Raw genomic sequence first — 20,902 nt, 5'->3', positions numbered from 1 at the left:
CGAGCGGCGGCCTCGACGTACTTTGACTTCGGGGGGCGGACCGGGTTCGCCCGACCTACCCGGACGCCCTTCACCACAAGGAGGTGGTGAACATGAAGCGCGTCTTGATGACGCTCGTCGTCGCCGCGGGACTGACCGTCGGTGGCGCGATGTCGGCACACGCCGGCGAGACCAACGGGAAGGGCGCTCCGATCCCGGGCGCGTTCATCGCCAGCTCGGCGTGCGCGTTCTCGGGCCGGGACCTCCCGGACGACATCGAGAACAACCCACCCGGGTTCGACGACGACTTCGTCACGGGCGGCCACGTCCAGACGTATGGCAAGTTCGTCAGCCACGGCCTCAAGGACGTCGTGCCCAGCCCGGGTGAGGCCTGCCGCGGCAACGCCGGCCACGAGGAATAGCACCCCGAGGCCCAGCGTCGCGCCGGCCGGTGGGCGGGCATGGCACCCCTGCCTGCGCGACGTCGGGCACCATCGGCGTCGGACACCCGTACGTCACACAGACGAGACCTGTCTCAGTCGGCCGGTCGGGTGACGGGGACGAGCGTGATGATGTGTTCGAGTCCCTTGTAATCGTCAGGGTTGGACGTGTACAGAGGAAGGCCCTCGGCTGCCGCGGTAGCAGCAATCATGAGATCGACGGCACGGCGGCGCGGCGTGCGCCCGACGGCAACGACACCGGCGGTCATCCGGCCGTAGAGACGGGCCGCCTCGGCGTCGAACGGGATGGGGTCGAACTCGTTCTCGACCCGCTGGAGGACGTCTATGCGACGCGCTCGTTCAGCATGCTCGTCGTACTGAATGCTGTCGGGGCGGACCAGGTGAGGCCCTGCGGAGAGCTCCGCGAGAGTCATGGCGCTGACAGCCATTTCATCGGGCAGCTCGCCGATGTCGATCCGGTCTCGCAGGATCAGGATGTTCGTATCGACAAGACCCTGGGTGGGTTCAGCGCTCATAGGGATCGGAGACCTCGTCGTCGACGGTCGCTTCCTGATCGGCACGGAACGCCTCCAGCGACATGTGTGGGCCCGCCTGAGACATCGCAGCGAACTCCGCACGCGGGACGAAGCGGCGACGGCGCCGCAACGGGACCAGTTCACCGATCTGGTGCCCGTCACGCGTGACCGTGAACGACCGACCAGACTGGACGGCGTCCATGATCTCCTTCGACCGCGAGCGCAGGTCGCGCTGGGTGATCTCTGGCTGAGTGCTCATAAGAACACCGTAGCACCGGGTGTCACATCGTGCTACAGCACTTCCCTCTCGTGTCATTCAGCCGCCACTCCGGGCATGAGCGGCCCGTTCAAGATGCCGTGGATCGGCCCAACATGTGAGCCAATTAGGGCTGCGCGCTCACCATCAACCGCTGGAACGGGATCGGCGTCACCACCCGGTGCTGGGAACCCATGCTCGACAACGGCTGAGACAGACGGGCACGACGCGGCGATCCCTTGCCGACGTCGCTCCCGCGACATAGCGGCAGTGCTCAGCGGACCCGGTACCGCCCGACGAACGCCTGGATCTGCTGCCGGACCGCCGCGTGCTCGTCGATCGGGACGGCCCGCTTGGGCAGCCAGTAGACAAGCGAGGACACGCCGTTCGGCACGTAGACGTAGTACGCCTCGGCCGTCTCCCTGGCCTGAGACGCGACGCCCCAGACGAAGGGCCGCGCACCGCTGGGCCCCGTATGGCTGAATCCGTCAGCATCGAGCACGGCGCGCACAGGTTCGCGGTTCGCCGGCTTGCGCCAGGCGGCAAGGCTGCCCAACCGCGCACACCCCAGGCCGATCACAGCCCATGACCCACGTAGACACCGTCACCAGCGGCATCATGGGCATGTTCCGGAGCAGCGCCACGTAGTCCGCCCGCGTAGGGACGAAGTCGTACTCCGAGCGGACGCCGGTCCCGGTGCCACGATCCTGTGCTGTCACGCGCCGCAGCGCACCCGGGCGGCCGCCAGCTCTGTCGCCCTCGGTCGGCGACAGCCCTCGGAGTTGATGGTCACCGGGTGAAACTCTCATCCTGGTCTCACAGACTTCTCATGTTCGCCTGGAAGTGTGGTCCCTCCGCCCGACGGAAGGAACGGACCGCATGTCCAAGCTCACGAACATGATCGGCCTGGCCAAGAAGGTGCTCGACTCCCAGACGGGACAGCAGCAACAGCAGGGCGCGCCGCAGGGCGGCTCGACGGGCCAGAGGTCCTGGCAGTCCACGCTCCAGGACGTGGCCGCCGCGGTGAGCGGGCGTGACCAGGCTGCGCAGACGCCGGGCCAGGCGCCCGCCCAGCGGGGCTACCCGACCGCCCCGCAGGGCCGGCCGGCCGCGCCGGGGTCCACCGACGCGGACCGCCAGGCGATCGCCCGGTACGACTACCTCATGCAGACCGCCGAACCGCACCAGATCGAGCAGATCCATGCCGAGTCGTTCGCGCAGCTGACGCCTGCGCAGCGCCAGGCGGTGCTGCAGCGCATGCAGACGGAGCTACCGCCGCACGAGCAGCCCCGCTCGGCCGACGTCGCCGATCTGTCCCGGGCAGCGGCTCGCACGGAGGCCCGCCGACCGGGCTCCATGCGGTCGGTGCTCGCGAAGGTCGGCACCGGCGGGGCCGTGGCCGGAGTCGCCGTCGGTGCGGTAGGCATCCTGGGCGCCGTCGCGGCCGGTGCGGCGGTGAGCAGCGTGGCGGGCCCGCTCCTGGAGAACGCGGCGAACCTCGGGGTCGACTTCGACGCGCTCGCGTCGGGTGTCGACGTCGAAGGACTGACAGCGGCGGCCGGTGAGATCGGGACCGGTGCCCTTGGCGAAGCCGCTGCCGGAGTCGAAGGCCTCGGTGCGGGTGCTGTTGACCAGGCCACCGCGGGCGTCGAGGACCTTGCCGGCACGGCCGAGGGTGCGGTGTCCGGGCTCGGGGACGAGGTCTCCGGAGCGGGCCAGTCGCTCTCGGACCTGGCCGAGAAGTTCGACCCGCGCAACCTCTTCTGAGCCGGCCCACCCGATGAGCGATGACGCGGAACATCTATCAACGATGTCCCGCGTCATCACAGGGTGGGCCCGGAGGGATTCGAACCCCCGACATCCACGGTGTAAACGTGGCGCTCTAACCAACTGAGCTACGAGCCCCGGCAGCGGACCACAATACCTGGCCCGCCAGCCAAACCGGCCCTACTTTTCCGACCGGCCCCACATCCGACCCGAAGATCAGATCTCCGCGACCGCTACCCGGTACTCCTCCAGGCTGCGCGCCTGCCCCCGCGGGTTCACGACGCACCACCGGATGATCCCGTCGGCGTCGATCAGGAACGTACCGCGCAGCGCGATCCCCGAGTTCTCGTCGAACACCCCGTAGTCGCGCGCGACCTCGCCGTGCGGCCAGAAGTCGGACAACAGATCGAACTGATAGCCCTCAGCCGCCTGCCACGCCTTGAGCGTGAAGACCGCGTCGGTCGATATGACGAGCAGCCGCACGCCGGCGGTCTCGAAGTCCTCGATGTTGTCGCGCAGCTCGCACAGCTCGTGGGTGCACGTGCCGGAGAAGGCGAACGGCACGAAGACGACGAGCACCGGTGCACCACGCAAGTCCGACAGCGTGGTCGGCGTGCCGTGCGTGTCAGGAAGCGTGAAGTCGGGCGCGGGGTCACCCGGCTCCAGCGACACCACGGGAGCATTCGACACGGCAGCGGACTCAGTCATGACTCCCCAAGGTTGTCAGGCCGTCACTTGCCGCGGCCCCGGTACGCGAGCCGGGTCGCCGACCAGTCCTCCGCGATGGCGAAGGTGCTGGTGGTCTGCAGGCCGGCCGTCGTGGCGGCCTCCTGGATGTCGCTGTGCCCCACCTCGCCGTCGCGGCCGGGCTTGGGCGTGAAGATCCAGATGAGACCGCCGTCGTCCAGGACGGTCTGCACATCGACCAGGGCGTCGGTGAGGTCTCCGTCGTCCTCCCGCCACCAGAGGATGACGCCGTCGGTCACGTCGCCGAAGTCCTCGTCCTCCAGCTCGCTACCGATGATCTTTTCGATGTCGGCCCGGAGTGCATCGTCGACGTCGTCGCCCCAGCCGAACTCCTGCACCACCTGGCCGGCCTCGAAACCGAGGCGCCCAGCGCCCTGGGTGTCCGTGCTCACTTGGTTGATCGTCCCTCTCTCTGTCCGGCACTTGCAGCCGGGTCGTATGCCTGTTCTGTCGGCCCTTCGTCGGGCCCTCCGTCGCCAAAGGTAGTGCACGCACCCCGGCCATGCCTCGCAACCAGGTCGCGTGGTGTCCTTTTATGAATCGATGGGACCTCGGCAACGGACGAGTCATGCACTCAGTCTCAACATTGCGATACTGCGTATCAATACTGGTGCGAATCCACACAGACGTAACGCAGATCACGCACTCTTGACCCCCCTATGGTGTGAGCGCACGCTGTGAGGGGACAGAATGGATAGGACCACCTGTGCGTGGGCGTGCACAGCCGCAACCCCAGCTGTGGTGACGCTACCGCCGACGCGACGGGTTCTGACGAGGCGGCGGGGAGCGCGAACCGCGACCGCGCCGCGCGACACCGAGAGAGGTTGCTGGTGGCTTCGTTTGACGAGACCGGACCGCTGATCAACGGTCTGCTCAGCGCCGTACCTGACATCGACCCGGCCGAGACCGAGGAATGGGTCGAGTCCTTCGACGGGCTGATCGACGACAAGGGCGGACCCCGCGCCCGGTACGTCATGCTCAACCTGCTGCGGCGGGCGCGAGAACGGAATGTGAGCATCCCCGCGTCGATGGCGACGCCCTACGTGAACACCATCGGTGTGCACGAGGAGCCGTACTTCCCGGGTGACGAGGCCATGGAGCGTCGTTACCGCTCGTGGATCCGTTGGAACGCGGCGGTCATGGTGACCCGCGCCCAGCGCGAGGGTCTCAGCGTCGGCGGGCACATCTCCTCGTACGCGTCCGTGGCGACGCTGTACGAGGTGGGGCTGAACCACTTCTTCCGCGGCAAGGACCACCCTGGCGGCGGTGACCAGATCTACTTCCAGGGCCACGCCTCCCCCGGCGTCTACGCCCGGGCATACCTCGAGGGCCGCCTGTCGGCGGACCAGCTCGACGGGTTCCGCCAGGAGAAGTCGCACCCGGGTGGCGGCCTGCCGTCCTACCCGCACCCGCGCCTCATGCAGGACTTCTGGGAGTTCCCGACCGTCAGCATGGGCCTCGGCCCGGCGTCGGCCATCTACCAGGCCTGGACCAACAAGTACCTGCACAACCGCGGGATCAAGGACACCAGCCAGCAGGACGTCTGGGCCTTCCTCGGCGACGGCGAGATGGACGAGCCGGAGAGCCGCGGCATGATCCAGCACGCCGCGCAGCAGCAGCTGGACAACCTGACGTTCGTCGTCAACTGCAACCTGCAGCGCCTCGACGGGCCGGTCCGCGGCAACGGCAAGATCGTCCAGGAGCTGGAGGCCCAGTTCAAGGGCGCCGGCTGGAACGTCATCAAGGTCGTCTGGGGCCGCGAGTGGGACGCCCTGCTCAACGCCGACAAGGACCGCGCGCTGGTCAACCTCATGAACGTCACCCCCGACGGTGACTACCAGACCTACCGCGCCGAGTCGGGCGCGTTCATCCGCGAGCACTTCTTCGGGCGCGACCCGCGGACCAAGGCCCTCGTCGAGAACATGACCGACGAGGACATCTGGAACATGAAGCGCGGCGGGCACGACTACCGCAAGCTCTACGCGGCGTACTCCGCGGCGCGGGCGCACACGGGCCAGCCGACGATCATCCTGGCGCACACCGTCAAGGGCTACGGCCTGGGCTCCGGCTTCGCCGGCCGCAACGCGACGCACCAGATGAAGAAGCTCAAGGGCGACGACCTCAAGACACTGCGCGACTCGCTCCGCATCCCGATCTCGGACGCCGAGCTCGAGGCCGACCCCTACCTGCCGCCGTACTACCACCCGGGCGCCGACTCGCCGGAGATCCAGTACATGCAGGAGCGCCGTCGTCAGCTCGGCGGGTTCGTCCCGGAGCGCCGCGGCACGAAGAAGTCGCTGCCCCTGCCCGAGGACAAGACCTACGAGCTGCTGAAGAAGGGCTCCGGCACGCAGCAGGTCGCCACGACCATGTCGTTCGTGCGGCTGCTCAAGGACCTTTTCAAGGCCAAGGACTTCGGCAACCGCATCGTGCCGATCATCCCGGACGAGGCCCGTACCTTCGGCCTCGACTCGATCTTCCCGAGCGCAAAGATCTTCAACACGCTCGGCCAGAACTACCTCGCCGTGGACCGCGAGCTCATGCTGAGCTACAAGGAGTCCGAGCAGGGCCAGATCATGCACACCGGCATCAACGAGGCCGGCTCCGCCGCCGCGTTCCAGTCGGTGGGCACGTCGTACGCGACGCACGGCGAGCCGATGATCCCGGTCTACATCTTCTACTCGATGTTCGGCTTCCAGCGCACGGGCGACCAGTTCTGGGCGGCCGGCGACCAGATGACGCGCGGCTTCATCATCGGCGCCACCGCGGGCCGCACCACCCTCACGGGTGAGGGCCTGCAGCACGCCGACGGGCACAGCCCGCTCATCGCCGGCACCAACACCGCGATCGTGCAGTACGACCCGGCGTACGGATACGAGATCCGGCACATCGTGCGGGACGGCATCGAGCGCATGTACGGCGACGGCTCCGACGGCCGCGACCAGGACGTCATGTACTACCTCACGGTGTACAACGAGCCGATGATCCAGCCGGCCGAGCCGGAGGACGTCGACATCGAGGGCATCAAGCGCGGCATCCACCGCATCTCGGTGTCGGACGCCGAGGGCCCCAAGGCCCAGCTCCTCGCCTCCGGCGTGGGGGTGCCGTGGGCGCTCGAGGCGCAGCAGCTCCTCAAGGAGGACTGGGGCGTCTCGGCCGATGTGTGGTCCGTGACCAGCTGGAACGAGCTGCGTCGCGACGCGCTGGCCGCCGAGCAGGACTCCTTCGTCGACCCGTCGGGTCCGGTGCGTACGCCGTACGTCACCGAGAAGCTGTCGGGCTCCCAGGGGCCGTTCGTCGCCACCAGCGACTACGACCACCTCGTGCCCGACCAGATCCGCGCATGGGTCCCCGGTGACTACGCGGTGCTCGGCGCGGACGGCTTCGGCTTCTCCGACACCCGGGCCGCCGCGCGGCGTCACTTCCTCATCGACGGCCCGTCGATGGTGGTCAAGACGCTCCAGGTCCTCGCCCGCCGCGGTGAGGTCTCGGCCGACGTCGTCAGCAAGGCCATCGAGAAGTACCGCCTGCTCGACGTCACCGCCGGCACCTCCGGCACCGCGGGCGGCGACAGCTGACCCCACCCCCGAGGTAGAACCCTGGCGAGGTAGAACCCTGGCGAAGTAGAACCAGGGCGAAGTAGAACTGCAGCGCACCGACGATCAGTGCGCTGCAGTTCTACCTCGCCAGAGTTCTACCTCGCCAGGGTTCTACCTCGCCAGGGTTCTACTTCGCTGCAGTTCTACTTCGGCGTGGCCTGTTCGCTTGCGGCTATCGCCTTTGCCAGCTCGTCGTGCAGCGGCTTGACCGCCCTCGTGTCGGGGTGCATCTCCAGGGACCGCAGGTGCTGCTTGGCCTCGTGCACCCGGTCGGCCTCCAGCGCGGCCAGCACGAGGTGCTTGCCCACGACCGGCGAGTGCTCCCGCACCCGCCAGTGCCCCACACCCAGCCCCAGGGCCTCCACGGGCATGCCCGCGTCGCGCAGGATCGCGAGGCCCTCGGCCAGCGCGCGCCCGTCGGGGTCACGCTCGGCGGCGGTGATCAGCCGGCGGACGGCGCCCTCCGGGTCGTCGGCCAGCGACAGCCGGCCCAGCTCGATCAGCGGGTACCAGCCCCGCGGGTGCCCGGCCAGTTCCTCGGCGAGGGCCCAGACCGCGAGGTCGGCGTCGCGCTGCTTCGAGGCCGCGATCTCGTCCGAGTCTCGCAGTGGATCCTCCAGCGTCGGGTCCTCGGCGGCCCGACGGCGGACGATCTCCGCCAGGGCGCCGAACGCCTCCTCGTTGTTGGGATCGTCGGTCAGCTGCGCACGCAGCGCGTCCTCGTGCACCACGTCCCCTCGTCGGGGCGCCGACGGCGACGGACGGCGGGTACCGACCGTGGACGCAGACAGGGGCCGACGGATGAGGCGGCGGAGCCGATGCATCAGGGCCATGTCTCGACCCTACAGTTTTCCGCAGTGGCGCACTGGGCCGGAGCTGTCTCTAAAGTCCGTTTGTGGACTCCCCACAACTAGGGCTCGTATGCTGCCGGAGTGCCAGCAACACGACGGGCCGCGCGAACCAGCGCCCCCAAGACCGACCGGGAGGCCGGGTCAGCAGCCGACCGGGGCGACAGCAAGGACGCCGGTCAGGCCGCCGGCCACGGCACCGGCGAGGACGGCCCGACGCCGGAGGCTGCCCCCGATGCCGCCTCGGAAACCGCCACTGACCAGGCCCGCGAGTCCGGCACCGACCCCGCGGGCTTCCCGATGAACCTCCAGCGAGTCCGGGAGGCGAGCGGCCTCCTCACCGCTGCCGCGATGCGCCGGCTCGACGAGGACCTCACCTGGTACCGCGACCTGCCGGCCGAGGACCGCTCGTACGTCGGCCTCGTCGCCCAGGCCGGCATCAACGCCTTCACCTCCTGGTTCACCGACCCGGACCGGCCGCCGCACGGCGTCAGCGAGATCTTCGCCGCGGCGCCGACCGAGCTGACCCGGTCCATCTCGCTGCAGCACACCCTGCAGCTCGTGCGCGTGGTGGTCGACGTCGTCGAGACGCACTCCGACCGGATCGCCGCCCCGGGCGGCGAGCGGGACCTGCGCGAGGCCGTTCTGCGCTACTCCCGCGAGGTCGCGTTCTCCGCGGCCGAGGTCTACGCCCGCGCCGCCGAGTGGCGCGGCGCCTGGGACGCCCGCCTCGAGGCGCTGGTGGTCGACGCGCTGGTGCGCGGCGACGGCGACGACTCCCTCCGGTCTCGCATCTCGGCGCTCGGCTGGAGCGGCCGCGGCAACGCGCTGGTCGTCGTGGGCCTCGCCACCGAGGGGCTCGACGAGATCCGCACGGCCGAGATCCGCCGGGTCGCCCGGCGAGCCGCGGGCGACGCCCTCGTCGGGATCCACGGCGACCGGCTCGTGCTCGTGCTCGGCGGCGAGGGCGACCTCGTCGCCGCCGCCACGTCGCTGCTGAGCCGGTTCGGCACCGGCCCGGTGGTGATCGGCACCCAGGTGCCCAGCCTGACCGACGCCGCCCGGTCCGCCCGCTCGGCGCTCGCCGGCCTCACTGCGGCCCCCGCATGGCCGCAGGCGCCGCGCCCGGTCATGGCCGACGACCTCCTGCCGGAACGCGTGCTGACCGGCGACTACACGGCGCGCGCCACCCTGATCGCCCAGGCTTTCACCCCGCTGCAGGACGCCGGCGGCGCCGTGCTGGAGACCCTTTCGGCCTACCTGGGGACCGGCCGATCCCTGGAGGCAGCGGCGCGACATCTGTACGTTCACCCCAACACGGTGCGCTACCGGCTCCGCAAGGTCTCGGAGATCACCGGGTGGGACCCGCTCGACGCCCGCGAGTCGTTCGTGCTGCAGGTGGCGCTGGCGCTGGGCCAGCTCGGCCGGGGCTGAGGCATCCGCCCTAACTCTTAGCCGAGGTCAGCGCCTTGTAGGTTCCCCACAAGGCCCCCTGATGAGGTTGGTACGGGTCGCGACGTCAGTTGTGCTCTCCGGGTTGGCAGAGTGGACGCGTGCTCGCCGTCGTCTGCCCTGGACAGGGCTCTCAGACCCCCGGGATGCTCAGCGACTGGCTCGAGCTGCCCGGTACCGAACAACGCCTCGCTGCAGCATCCGAGGCCTCGAACCTGGACCTGGTGGCGCACGGCACCACCTCGGACGCCGACACCATCCGCGACACCGCGGTGGCCCAGCCCCTGATCGTCACCACATCGCTGCTCGCGCTCCGCGCGCTCCTGGACGGGCGCGCCGCCGCCGACGTCGTCGACATCACCGCAGGTCACTCGGTCGGTGAGCTGTCGGCGGCAGCGGTGGCAGGCGCCCTGTCGGACGACGGCGCGGCCGGCCTGGTCGCGCGCCGCGCCCGAGCGATGGCCACGGCGGCCGCGGCAGCGCCGTCGGGCATGAGCGCCGTGGTGGGTGGCGACCCGGACGAGGTGCTCGCCGCGATCGAGGCGGCGGGCCTGTGGCCCGCGAACGTCAACGGTGCCGGCCAAACTGTCGCGGCCGGTGCACTGGAGGACCTCGCCAAGCTGGCCGAGAACCCGCCGACCCGCGCCCGCGTGATCCCGCTGCAGGTCGCCGGTGCCTTCCACACCCCGTTCATGGACGCGGCCCGGGCCGAGTTCGAGCCCGTTGCCCTCGGCTGGGACGCCGCCGACCCGATGCTCCCCTTCCTGGCGGACCTCGACGGGACCGCCTACACCGGTGGCGCCCACGGCCACGGCACCGGGGCCGACGTGCTGCGCAACATCGCGGGCCAGGTCACGGCACCGGTGCGCTGGGACCTGATCATGACCGGCCTCGCCGAGCGCGGCGTGACGGGCCTGCTCGAGCTCGCCCCCGGCGGCGTCCTGACGGGCCTCGCCAAGCGCGGGCTCAAGGGCGTCGAGACGGTCGCGGTGAAGTCGCCCGCCGACCTCGACGCGGCCCGCGAGCTCATCGCGGCACACAGCACCGTCCTTTCCAGCGGCACGAGCGCGACCGGAGCAGACCAGTGACCAACCTGCAGCAGGCCCAGCCCACGCAGTTCTCGCGGATCCTCGCGATCGGCGCGGAGCGCGGCGAGCTCGTCGTGACCAACGACGACATCGCGGGGCCGATCGACTCGTCGGACGAGTGGATCCGCCAGCGCACCGGCATCGTCACGCGCCGCCGGGCCGGCGCGGACAAGGACGTGCTCGACCTGGCCGAGGCCGCCGCGCACAAGGCGCTCGACGCCGCGGGCCTGACGGGCGCCGACATCGACACGGTCATCCTCTCGACGATCACGCACATGCACATGACGCCGTCGGGTGCCGCGATCCTGGCCGAGCGCATCGGCGCGACGCCGGCCGCCGCCTACGACGTCTCGGCGGCCTGCGCAGGCTACGCGTACGGCATCGGCCAGGCGGATGCCCTCGTCCGGGCGGGCCTCGCCACGCACGTGCTGGTGATCGGCGCCGAGAAGCTCAGCGAGATCATCGACCCGACCGACCGCTCCATCTCGTTCCTGCTGGGCGACGGCGCGGGCGCCGCGATCGTCGGCCCGTCGGACACCCCGGGCATCGGCCCCACGGTGTGGGGCTCGGACGGCGCCAAGGCCACCGCGATCCGCCAGACGCACTCCTGGACCGAGCTGCGCGAGGACGCCTCGCTGGGCTGGCCCACGCTGCGCCAGGACGGGCCTACCGTGTTCAAGTGGGCGAGCTTCCAGATGGCGCCCGTCGCGGAGAAGGCGATGGCCGAGGCAGGCGTGACCGCCGAGGACATCCAGGTCTTCATCCCGCACCAGGCCAACATGCGGATCATCGACCAGATGAAGAAGCAGCTGGGTCTGCCGGATACGGTGGTGATCGCCCGCGACATCGCCGAGACCGGCAACACGTCCGCGGCGTCGATCCCGCTGGCCGCCGAGCGGCTCCTGTCCGAAGGGCAGGCGAAGTCCGGCGACCTGGCCCTCCAGATCGGGTTCGGCGCGGGACTCGTCTACGCCGCACAGGTTGTGGTGCTGCCGTAGCAGGCGGGCGACGGCGTCGCAGGATGACCCGCCGTGCATTCCGGTCGCGGGATGCGCCAAGATCTGACCAGCAAGACTCCGGTGCCCGACGGCGCCGGTGACCGTTACGAAAGATAAGGAAGTCCCATGGCCAACACGGACCAGGAGATCCTCGAGGGCCTCGCCGAGATCGTCGCAGAGGAGACGGGCCTCGACCAGGCCGACATCCTGCTCGAGAAGTCCTTCACGGACGACCTCGACATCGACTCCCTGTCGATGATGACCATCGTCACGCACGCCGAGGACAAGTTCGGGGTTCGTATCCCGGACGAGGAGGTCAAGAACCTCGCGACCGTCGGCGACGCGGTGAGCTTCATCAAGGGCGCCCAGCCGGCCTGATCCGCCCCCGACGGCGGCCGCGCGGCCCTGCTCGACCGCAGGGGCCCGCGCCGCCGTCGGGCACTCGCTGCTCACAAGGCAGCACCATCCGCACTCTGCCCCCCGTCCCACCACCCTCGGGAGCATCATCATGACCTCCGCACGCGAAGTCGTCGTTACCGGCCTCGGCGCCACCACACCCCTCGGCGGGGACGTGGCATCCACGTGGGAGGCCGCCCTCGCAGGCACATCGGGGGCGCGCACCCTCGAGAACGACTGGGCCGAGAAGTACGGCCTGCCCGTGACCTTCGCCGCCACCATCAAGGTGGACCCGGCAGAGGTCCTCTCCCGTCCCGAGACCAAGCGCATGGACCCGTCCGCCCAGTACGCGGTGGTCGCGGCGCGCGAGGCCTGGGCCGACGCCGGCAGCCCCGAGGTCGACGGCGAGCGGCTCGGCGCCGTGGTGTCGTCGGGCATCGGCGGGATCCAGACCATCCTGGACGGCTGGGACACGCTCAGGGAGCGCGGCGCCCGCCGCATGCTGCCCATGACCGTCCCCATGCTCATGCCGAACTCGCCCTCGGCGTACGTGTCCCTCGAGTTCGGCGCCCGCGCCGGCACGCACGCCCAGGTGTCCGCGTGCGCATCGGGCGCGGAGGCCGTGGGCTACGCGGTGGACATGATCCGTTCCGGCCGGGCCGACATCGTCGTCGCCGGTGGCACCGAGGCGGCCATCCACCCCATGCCGCTCGGCGCGTTCGCGGCGTCCCGCACGCTCTCCCTGCGCAACGACGACCCGCAGCGGGCCTCACGCCCGTACGACGTCGACCGCGACGGCTTCGTCCTCGGCGAGGGCGCGGCGGTCCTGGTGCTGGAGAGCGCCGAGCACGCCGCCGCCCGTGGCGCCCGCGTCTACGCGAAGGTCACCGGCGTCGGCCTGTCGTCCGACGCGTACCACATCACCTCCCCGGACCCTGAGGGCACCGGCCAGGTGTCCGCCATGCGCTTCGCGATCCAGGACGCCGGGGTGACGCCCGCCGACATCGTGCACGTCAACGCGCACGCCACGTCCACCAAGGTGGGCGACCTCACCGAGACGGCCTCCATCCGGAAGCTCTTCGGGGCCGACGCCGACCACGTGCAGCTCTCGGCGACCAAGTCGATGACCGGCCACCTGCTGGGCGGCGCGGGCGCCATCGAGTCGCTGTTCGCGGTCAAGGCGATCAACGAGCGGCTCGCCCCGCCCACCATCAACGTGGACAACCCGGACCCGGAGCTGCAGGTGCCGCTCGTGCGCGACGAGCCGGTGAAGCTGCCGGCCGGCGACATCGCCGCGATCAACAACTCGTTCGGCTTCGGCGGCCACAACGTAGCGCTGGTCATCCAGAACGCCTGACCCACGCCTTCGCAGCTGTCAGACGCTCAGGTCACTCGGGTGACCTGGGCGTCTGACGCGTCTGGGGCTCTGCCGGCGGCCGAGCCGCCGAGACCCGCCGGGAGCCTCGCATCCGTGTTCCCTCGTTATGACATGGGAGAATGTCCGCATGGCAATGCGTGAGATCCGTGTGGTTCCCGACCCAGTATTGCGCACCCCGTGCGACACCGTGACGACTATCGACGACCGCGTCCGCAGCCTGGTCGCGGACCTGGTCGAGACGGTGGACGACGAGGGCCGCGCCGGGCTGGCCGCGAACCAGATCGGCGTCTCTCTGCGGGCCTTCTCGTGGAACATCGAGGGCGACATCGGCTATGTGCTCAACCCGCGCATCGTCGAGCTGGGCGAGGAGCTGCAGGACGGCGGCGAGGGCTGCCTGTCCGTGCCCGGCCTCTGGTACCCGACCGTGCGCGCGAACTACGCGCGGGTCGAGGGCATCGACCTCGACGGCGCGCCGATCACCGTGGAGGGCACTGGCATCATGGCCCGCTGCCTGCAGCACGAGTGCGATCACCTCGACGGCATGGTCTACCTGGATCGCCTCCAGAAGGAGACGCGACGCGCCGCGATGCGGGAGCTTCGCGCGCGCCTGTGAGCGCCGGACCGACGCGTTTCGTACACCGCTGACCTGTGGGATCAATCGCAGGAAAGTCCTGACGAGCACTGGTGGTGGGACGGCGTTCTAGGCAAGAATGTGCCGCACGAACTCGTCGTACGTGGTGATTCTTTCGACGCCTGCGCGCCGTTTCGCCTCGCATCTCGTCGACGAATCGGGCAGGATGTGGTCCGAAGCACCGCTGTGCAGCCGACCACAGCGTCACCGCCCTGGTGAGGACGTAGGGGAAGACGTACCTCGACCCAGGGAGGAAGACATGGCCGGTGTCATCACGCGGGGTGTGCTTTTTGTGCATTCCGCGCCTCGTGCCCTGTGCCCCCACATCGAGTGGGCCGCGGGGAACGTCCTTGGCGTGCGCGTTTCCATGGACTGGACCGCGCAGCCCGCCGGGCGCGGTCTGTACCGTGCCGAGTACTCGTGGCAGGGTCCCCAGGGCACGGGCGCCAAGCTGGCGTCCGCCCTGCGCGGGTGGTCCCACCTGCGGTACGAGGTCACCGAGGACGCGAGCAACGGGGCCGACGGCGCCCGGTGGTCGCACACCCCCGACCTCGGCATCTTCCACGCCATGACGGACGTGCACGGCAACGTGGTCGTCCAGGAGGACCGTGTGCGTGCAGCCCTGGAGCTCGCCGACCCGCGCGCCATGCGGGACGCGCTCGACCTCGCCCTGGGCGCCGCCTGGGACGACGAGCTCGAGCCGTTCCGGTACGCCGGCCTCGGTGCCCCGGTCCGCTGGCTCCACCAGGTCGGCTGACCCCGGTCTCGTCCCGCCCCGCCGAGATAGAACCCTGGCGAGGTAGGGGTGCGGCGAGGTAGAACCCTGGCGAGGTAGAACTCCAGCTCCGCTGCGGTTCTACCTCGCCACAGTTCTACCTCGCCACAGTTCTACCTCGCCACAGTTCTACCTCGGCGGGGTGTGCGGCGGGTGATCGTCGCGTCGCGGAGGAACACGCAGTCTCCCGCCATCATGAACAGTGAGAAGAACGGCAGTCCCATGACGACGGCGATGCCCGCGTGCATGACGAGCGCACCGGTGATGCCCGCCGTCCGCAGGTGCCGCTGCAGCAGCAGGAGGGGGAAGGCGAGCTGCAGCGCGAGCGTCCCCCAGCTCACCGCGGGCACCAGCCATTCGCTGCCCGCCACCAGGTCGGCCAGCACGGGCCACGGCCGAAACTGCGGCAGCGACAACGGGTAGTACACGGCCGACCCGTCGCGCCACTCGTCGCCCAGCAGCTTGAACAGCCCCGACAGCACGTAGGCCAGGCAGATCTGCGCGCCCACCGCGAGCACCGCCGCGTTGTGGACGAGGTTGCGCACCTGGCCCCGCCCTGGCCGGCCCGACGGCGCCACGACGGCCGCACTCCCCCGGCGTCCGGCGTCGCCCGCCCGCCGTCGGGCATCGAGCGACCAGCGGGCCGACGTGTCCGCGAAGCAGAGGTAGACCAGCAGGATCCGCGCGATGTTCTGCCCCTGGTCGCCGATCAGCGGGTTGATCGCGGTCAGGCCCGCCCAGCCGAGCAGGAGCAGCGGCACCGTCCACCGGGCCCGCCAGCCCACCACGACCAGCGCGGCCACCAGGACGAGGGCGACGCAGCCCACCGTGAGCGCCAGGTCGCTGGTGAGTGTGTGCCCGCCGAGCGGCGTCGTCCAGCGAGCGCCGGCGCCCCACAGGGCGTGGCGCGCCGGGAAGTTCACCGCGACATACCCGCCGATGCCCAGGCCGAACACGATCCGCATCAGCGCGACGCCGTACGTCGCGTGCGCGGACAGGGTCATCCAGCGCACGCCGGACTCCAGCACCCGGTTCACGGGGCACGTCCGTCGGGCGCGACGTCGGTCCGCAGCGCTTCCCACGTGACGCCGAACGCGCCGTCGCCCTGGCCGGGCAGGCGGACGGGCGGGCGTACCCCGAGCGTGAACTCCGTCGGCTCGGGCCGCTCGGCCGCGCCGTACGGCGTGACGGCGCTGCGCACGACGTTGGCCTGCACGTACACGGGGTGCCGCACCGAGGCGCGGCCCGCCTCCGTCCCGGAGGCAGAGGCACGCAGGACCTGGGTCGCGTAGGCGGCCAGGGCCCGGTCCTCGGCCAGGTAGTCGTCGACGACGCCGGGCGCCGCGCCGGCGTCGAGCAGCGCGGTGCGCAGGCCGGGCCAGGGGACGGGAGCTGGGATCGTGCCCCGCGTACTCGCGGGCGATTGCAGGACGACGTCCCGGGCGCCCTCCGGCAGCGCCAGGTAGGCGGTGCGGACATCCGCTGCCAGACGGCGGGACGGCCGTTCTGTCGCCGCCGGGAGCAGGTGCCCGGTCAGCGCACCGACCTCGACCGCCGTCGTGTCGATCCAGGGGCCGGGCGCCAGGTCGCCGTCGGGCCCGTCGGCGTACACGCCACGCACCCGCAGGGCGTAGTCGACGTGCAGGGGCGAGGGCGCGAAAAGCGACCAGTTCTGGGCGAAGACCGGGGTCATGTAGACCTCCAGCGCGCGGTGCACACCGGTGTCGGGCGCTTTGCCGGCGGGCACCTCGCCGTCAGGCAGGCCGGTGAGGTAGCCCGGCGCCGCCCACAGGAACGTCGCAGCGAAGTGCGCGAGCAGGAGCACCCAGACCGCGATCACGAGGCCCCGGACCCGCCGGGAGATCACCGGGGCGCCGTCGGGGAGCCACTCCCCCTCCCGTTCGGCCGGGACGGGGCGCGTGCCGACGTCGCCCTGTGCGCTGCTCACCGCGCACAGGGTGCCAGAGCCACCCGTCCCGATCCAGCCCGTCCCGTTCCGGGACGGCGGTCAGGCCGCGCTCGTCCGGCTCTTCTTGACCGCGCCGATGATCACGCGGATCCCCAGGCCGAGGATGACGAGGTCCAGCAGGATCTGGCCGGAGACGAGCAGCCTGACCGCCTCCGACCGAGGCACGACGTCCCCGAAGCCGACGGTGGCGAACGTGGTGATGGTGAAGTAGAGCGCGTCGGACCGGGTCAGCGGCTCGCTGAACGTCGTCGGCGCCTGGAAGCTGAGCATGAAGTAGGCCGAGGCGAACAGGAGCAGGAAGAACGGGACGAGCGTCGCCAGGGCCTGGACCGCTCGGATGGAGCACCTCCAGGAGCGCGGCGGTCGCGACCGCGCGCACGAGGCCGAGCGTGATGGTCGTCCGCCGTCGGCGGGCGCTGATCCCGCTCGGCCGTAGATCATCTGCCTGCACGTCGGTCACCTCCCGAGCCTGGACCCCACTGTGGCCCTCCACACGCGTGACGACGACCCGGACGCGCCGGCCCTTGACCCGGTCGCCGTCCGGTGCCCACGACCGCGTCCGGATGCCCGCGTTCCCTGCTCAAAGCAGTAAGATCCTCCCGCGGCTTCGTGCCGCGGGCCCCGTTAGCTCAGCTGGTCAGAGCAGGAGACTCATAATCTCTTGGTCCTCGGTTCAAGTCCGAGACGGGGCACCGAAATGACGCCCACGGCGTCGCGACGGCCCGGATCCACGAGGCGTGGATCCGGGCCGTCGTCGTGTTCGTGGAAGACGGGCCGTCAGAGGTTCACGGCGTTGCCGCCGATGGTCACCGCCAGGCGGCCGTCGGACGCGAAGGACCAGTTCAGCGCACCCGAGTACTGCGCGCACCGGGAGCCGTTGGAGCCGGACCACCACTGGTTGCCGCCGGCGTCGTTACCGATGATCCGGTCGTTCGACCCGCTGTTGCACGAGGTGTTGTTGCGGAAGGTCGAGGAGCCGCCGTCGAAGTTGAAGTTGCGCTCCGTGCTGCCGATGCTCAGGTTGTTCGAGATCGTCATCGAGCCGAGGTTCCGGTTGTACCCGAACCCGTGCTTGCCGTTGTCGAAGGCGATGCTCCGCACGACCGTGTGGTTCACCCCGATGTCCTCGCCGCCGAGCTTGTAGCCGTTGCGGTCGCCGTTGCCGGCCTGGCCCCCGTTGGACAGGGTCCCGTTCTCGTAGGAGAGCGAGTCCTCGATGGTGACGGCCCCGATCGGGCCGGTGTCGGACTTGGTGTACAGGTCCCAGCCGTCGTCGATGTTGTTGTGCGACACCGTGTACCGGAAGACGTTCCCCGGGCCCACCGTGAGCTTGGGCGCGAACCCGTCGGCGTCCTCGCCGTCGGAGTCGGCGTTGTCGTGCGACTCCGACGACACGACGAGGTTGTTCGAGGGCCACTCGCTGCTGGGCGCCCCGGCGGTGTACCGGGAGAGCTGGAGCCCGGAGTCCCGGTTGTACCGGGTCACCACGCGCTCGATGATGTTGTTGTCCCCGCCGAGGAGGATCCCGTTGTCGCCGGCGCGCTCGACGACGATGCCGCGCAGGTGCCACCAGTCGCCGCCGATGGCAAGGCCGCGGTTGGCCGAGTTCTCGCTCTGGGCGGAGAAGTTCAGCACCGGCCGCTCGCCGGGGTAGGCGAACAGCTCGGTCCGGTTGCCGGAGAGGCCGTTCTTGCCCGGCGCGATGCTGATCGTCTGCGAGTAGTTGTACGTGCCGCCGCGCAGGTAGATCGTGCCGCCGGCGCTGATCCGGCTGATCGCCGACGTGAGGGTCGTCGGGTTCGCCTCGGTGCCCGCGGCGCTGTCGGTGCCGCCCGGTGCCACGTACAGCGCGTCCCCGGTGGGCGGCTCGGTCGTCCCGCCGGTCGGTGCTTCGAGGTAGTCGATGTTCGGCAGACCCCCCGAGTTGGTCGCGACGAGCCGAACCGTGTTGGTGCCCGCCGTCAGGGTGGCCGTCAGGGACTTGGTGGACCAGCTGTTCCACGCGCCCGTGGCCTCGAACGAGACCGACTGGACCCTCGAGCCGTTGACGATCAGGTCCGCGGTGCGGGCCGAGGTGCCGCCGTTGGCGAACCTGACCGCGAGGGTCGCGGTGCCGGCGGTCGCACCGCCGACGCTGAACTGCAGTGCCGCGCCGGATGCGTTGCTGCTGTTGCAGAACCCGCTGCCGGAGTAGCCCGAGTGGTTGGAGTCGATGGTGCCGTCGCACGTCGCCGCCGACGACTCGGCCTCGAACCGCTCCACCGCCGCGGCGGCCAGCGCCTCCGTGGTCGCGGCTGCCTCCGTGGTCGCGGCGGCGGACGACGACCCGGCGTAGGTCTCGAACTCGGCCACGCGGGGCGTGCCACTGGAGCTGGTGATCTCGAAGTTGATCTTGCTCAGCGAGGTCGCGGGAAAGCTGATGGCCTTGGCGCCGCTGCCCGTTGCCAGCACTGCGCCGTTGTCGTTGTTGACGACCCGCCACGAACCGATGTTGCCGACGGCGCCCGACGCCTCACGGATGTTGATCGACGACACCGTCTTGGCGGATCCCCACTTCACCGAGACGCGTCCCGTCGAGCCAGCCGGTGACCAGTAGGTGCTCAGGTTGCCGTCCAGCACACTGCCGTAGCTCGTGCCGCTGGCCTTGCTGGAGCCGTCCGCGCCCGCGCCGAGGCTCAGGTTGGTGCCGGTCGGCGGGTCGGTCGGGTCAGTCGGGTCGGTCGGCGGGTCAGTGGGGTCCGTGGGCGGGTCGGTCGGGTCGGTGGGCGTGCAGCTGCCGTCCGAGACCCGGTTGCCCTTGTTCGCCCCCGCCGTCTGGCTGACGACGGCCGGCACACAGCTGCCCGCGTCCATCGGGTACGAGTACGGGATGCTGACCGAGGTGTTCGACGTCGGGTTCGGGCCGGCCGGGTTGTGATCGCCGCTGCGGGCGGACCACGTCACGTTGTCGAAGGTGTTACCGCTGACCTGCCAGTAGCCGGCCTGGTCGGTGTAGAACGTGCCGAGCACGTCCTTGGAGTCCTCGAAGTAGTTGTTGTCCACCTTCGCCTTGGCCCCGGCCCGCGAGTTGATGCCGGACTCGACGAGGCCCACGTAGTGGTTGTTGTACATGTGCGCGATGCCGCCGCGCAGCAGAGGCGTGCGGGAGTTGAGGTTCTGGTACAGGTTGTGGTGGAACGTGACGAAGCCGTTGGAGAGGTCGCTCTCGCTGGACCCGATGAGGCCGCCGCGCTCGGAGTTCCGCAGGGTGCTGTAGGACAGCGTCACGTACTTGGTGTCGTTCTTCATGTCGAAGAGGCCGTCATAGCCCTCGGACTCGCCGCCCGACGCCAGCAGGTTGACGTGGTCGACCCAGATGTTGCGGACGCCGCTCTCCATGCCGATGGCGTCACCGCCGTTGGAGATGGGCGAGCCCGACTTCTTCACGTTCTGCACGGTGACGTTCTGGATGATGATGTTGCTGGACTCGCGGATGTGGATGCCGATCTGGTCGAAGACCGCACCGCTCCCGACGCCGACGAGTGTCACGTTGCTGATCTGCTTGAGCTCGATCACGCTCGCCGCGGTGCTGCAGCCCGGGCCCGACACCTGGCTCGTGTTGCCGTGGTTGATGGTGCCCGTGACCTCGATGATGATCGGGGTGGTCTTGGTGGCGCGATTGCACAGTGCCGTGTGGATCGCGGTCCCGGTGCTGGCCCGCACCGTCTGCCCGCCGGCACCTCCTGTGGTGCCGCCGTTCTGGGTGGCGAAGCCCGTGGCCGGGCCGGTCGCTGCCGCCGCGTCCGGGACGGACTGGGCGGTCACCCCGATCGTGACTGCGAGTGTCAGCGCAGCCACCGCCGAGAGGATCTGTACGGCTCTTGGTCGTCTCATCGTCGTTGCCTCACGTTCGTCGTTGAATGCGGGACATTGCTGTGGTTCGTTCGCGCGATATGGGCATCACCACGCGTGTCCGCCCCGACGTTGGGGCGAGGCATCGGATGAGATGCACATCCATGGGTAACCGGTTTCCGGGATCCTAGTAACCGGTTTCTCAGATGGCA

General features: G+C 70.1%; 20 protein-coding genes and 2 tRNA genes. 11 read left to right on the top strand and 11 right to left on the bottom strand.

Annotated features, from left to right (window positions below):
• Positions 1-92: 92 nt before the first annotated feature.
• Entirely contained in the window at positions 93-401 is a 309-nt protein-coding gene (locus EW117_RS16255; protein ID WP_129787759.1) for a hypothetical protein, read from the top strand.
• 113 nt (positions 402-514) lie between these two features.
• Here EW117_RS16255 and EW117_RS16250 read toward each other — a convergent pair whose 3' ends face one another.
• From EW117_RS16250 to EW117_RS16240, 3 genes are all read right to left on the bottom strand, one after another.
• Positions 515-955 (bottom strand): type II toxin-antitoxin system VapC family toxin, encoded by a 441-nt coding sequence (locus EW117_RS16250; RefSeq protein ID WP_129787758.1) that lies wholly within the window; start codon positions 953-955, stop codon positions 515-517.
• A complete protein-coding gene (locus EW117_RS16245; RefSeq protein WP_129787757.1) occupies positions 945-1,214 on the bottom strand; it encodes a prevent-host-death protein in 270 nt (89 codons plus the stop codon). The genes EW117_RS16250 and EW117_RS16245 overlap by 11 nt, the downstream gene beginning before the upstream one ends.
• Positions 1,215-1,485: 271 nt before the next feature.
• On the bottom strand, positions 1,486-1,767 hold the full coding sequence (locus tag EW117_RS16240) for a YcxB family protein (protein WP_129787756.1): 282 nt from the start codon (positions 1,765-1,767) through the stop codon (positions 1,486-1,488).
• Between the two features lie 323 nt (positions 1,768-2,090).
• Between EW117_RS16240 and EW117_RS16235 the strand changes: the two genes are divergently transcribed.
• Positions 2,091-2,978 (top strand): cation-transporting ATPase, encoded by an 888-nt coding sequence (locus EW117_RS16235; protein WP_129787755.1) that lies wholly within the window; start codon positions 2,091-2,093, stop codon positions 2,976-2,978.
• Positions 2,979-3,042: 64 nt separating this feature from the next.
• On the opposite strand, the gene EW117_RS16230 is transcribed toward EW117_RS16235, so the two are convergent.
• The 3 genes from EW117_RS16230 to EW117_RS16220 all read right to left on the bottom strand — a co-directional run bounded on the left by EW117_RS16230 (position 3,043) and on the right by EW117_RS16220 (position 4,117).
• A tRNA-Val gene (locus tag EW117_RS16230) sits at positions 3,043-3,116 on the bottom strand.
• A gap of 78 nt (positions 3,117-3,194) precedes the next feature.
• A complete protein-coding gene (locus EW117_RS16225) occupies positions 3,195-3,686 on the bottom strand; it encodes a peroxiredoxin (protein ID WP_165362725.1) in 492 nt (163 codons plus the stop codon).
• A 23-nt stretch (positions 3,687-3,709) separates the two neighbouring features.
• Entirely contained in the window at positions 3,710-4,117 is a 408-nt protein-coding gene (locus EW117_RS16220; RefSeq protein ID WP_129787754.1) for a DUF3052 domain-containing protein, read from the bottom strand.
• A gap of 438 nt (positions 4,118-4,555) precedes the next feature.
• Here EW117_RS16220 and aceE point away from each other — a divergent pair, with 438 nt between their 5' ends.
• A complete protein-coding gene (gene aceE, locus EW117_RS16215; protein ID WP_129787753.1) occupies positions 4,556-7,303 on the top strand; it encodes a pyruvate dehydrogenase (acetyl-transferring), homodimeric type in 2,748 nt (915 codons plus the stop codon).
• Between the two features lie 164 nt (positions 7,304-7,467).
• On the opposite strand, the gene EW117_RS16210 is transcribed toward aceE, so the two are convergent.
• Entirely contained in the window at positions 7,468-8,157 is a 690-nt protein-coding gene (locus EW117_RS16210; RefSeq protein ID WP_165362724.1) for a PD-(D/E)XK nuclease family protein, read from the bottom strand.
• 99 nt (positions 8,158-8,256) lie between these two features.
• Here EW117_RS16210 and EW117_RS16205 point away from each other — a divergent pair, with 99 nt between their 5' ends.
• From EW117_RS16205 to EW117_RS16175, 7 genes are all read left to right on the top strand, one after another.
• Positions 8,257-9,606, top strand: coding sequence for a PucR family transcriptional regulator (locus EW117_RS16205; protein ID WP_129787752.1), 1,350 nt, complete (start codon positions 8,257-8,259; stop codon positions 9,604-9,606).
• 119 nt (positions 9,607-9,725) lie between these two features.
• Positions 9,726-10,712: an ACP S-malonyltransferase gene (locus tag EW117_RS16200; protein ID WP_129787751.1), complete on the top strand. Its 987-nt coding sequence runs from the start codon at positions 9,726-9,728 to the stop codon at positions 10,710-10,712.
• Entirely contained in the window at positions 10,709-11,710 is a 1,002-nt protein-coding gene (locus tag EW117_RS16195; protein ID WP_129787750.1) for a beta-ketoacyl-ACP synthase III, read from the top strand. Before EW117_RS16200 ends, EW117_RS16195 begins: the two co-directional genes overlap by 4 nt.
• Positions 11,711-11,836: 126 nt before the next feature.
• Positions 11,837-12,088 (top strand): acyl carrier protein, encoded by a 252-nt coding sequence (locus EW117_RS16190; protein ID WP_129787749.1) that lies wholly within the window; start codon positions 11,837-11,839, stop codon positions 12,086-12,088.
• A 130-nt stretch (positions 12,089-12,218) separates the two neighbouring features.
• The gene (gene fabF, locus EW117_RS16185) at positions 12,219-13,463 is read left to right on the top strand and encodes a beta-ketoacyl-ACP synthase II (protein WP_129787748.1); all 1,245 of its coding nucleotides are present in this window, start codon (positions 12,219-12,221) and stop codon (positions 13,461-13,463) included.
• 148 nt (positions 13,464-13,611) lie between these two features.
• Entirely contained in the window at positions 13,612-14,097 is a 486-nt protein-coding gene (gene def / locus EW117_RS16180) for a peptide deformylase (RefSeq protein WP_129787747.1), read from the top strand.
• Between the two features lie 277 nt (positions 14,098-14,374).
• Positions 14,375-14,872 carry a DUF3145 domain-containing protein gene (locus EW117_RS16175; protein ID WP_108493757.1) on the top strand — a complete coding sequence of 166 codons (498 nt, stop codon included), beginning with the start codon at positions 14,375-14,377 and terminating at the stop codon, positions 14,870-14,872.
• Positions 14,873-15,003: 131 nt separating this feature from the next.
• On the opposite strand, the gene EW117_RS16170 is transcribed toward EW117_RS16175, so the two are convergent.
• Genes EW117_RS16170 through EW117_RS16160 form a run of 3 tightly spaced genes read right to left on the bottom strand, consistent with a single transcriptional unit; the run spans position 15,004 to position 17,300 of the window.
• Positions 15,004-15,927, bottom strand: a complete 924-nt coding sequence (locus EW117_RS16170; protein ID WP_129787746.1) for an HTTM domain-containing protein — start codon at positions 15,925-15,927, stop codon at positions 15,004-15,006.
• Positions 15,924-16,838: a DUF5819 family protein gene (locus EW117_RS16165; RefSeq protein ID WP_129787745.1), complete on the bottom strand. Its 915-nt coding sequence runs from the start codon at positions 16,836-16,838 to the stop codon at positions 15,924-15,926. The genes EW117_RS16170 and EW117_RS16165 overlap by 4 nt, the downstream gene beginning before the upstream one ends.
• Positions 16,839-16,898: 60 nt before the next feature.
• Positions 16,899-17,300 carry a potassium channel family protein gene (locus EW117_RS16160; protein WP_129787744.1) on the bottom strand — a complete coding sequence of 134 codons (402 nt, stop codon included), beginning with the start codon at positions 17,298-17,300 and terminating at the stop codon, positions 16,899-16,901.
• Between the two features lie 177 nt (positions 17,301-17,477).
• Here EW117_RS16160 and EW117_RS16155 point away from each other — a divergent pair.
• Positions 17,478-17,551 (top strand) — tRNA-Ile (locus EW117_RS16155).
• 85 nt (positions 17,552-17,636) lie between these two features.
• Here the strand turns inward: EW117_RS16155 and EW117_RS16150 are convergent.
• A complete protein-coding gene (locus EW117_RS16150; RefSeq protein ID WP_242504331.1) occupies positions 17,637-20,696 on the bottom strand; it encodes a pectate lyase family protein in 3,060 nt (1,019 codons plus the stop codon).
• Positions 20,697-20,902 lie beyond the last annotated feature (206 nt).

Source organism: Promicromonospora panici, from assembly GCF_900608595.1.
Taxonomy (GTDB): domain Bacteria; phylum Actinomycetota; class Actinomycetes; order Actinomycetales; family Cellulomonadaceae; genus Promicromonospora; species Promicromonospora panici.
The sequence above is the reverse complement of the archived record's forward strand: the minus strand, read 5'-3'. Positions and strand labels throughout refer to the sequence as shown.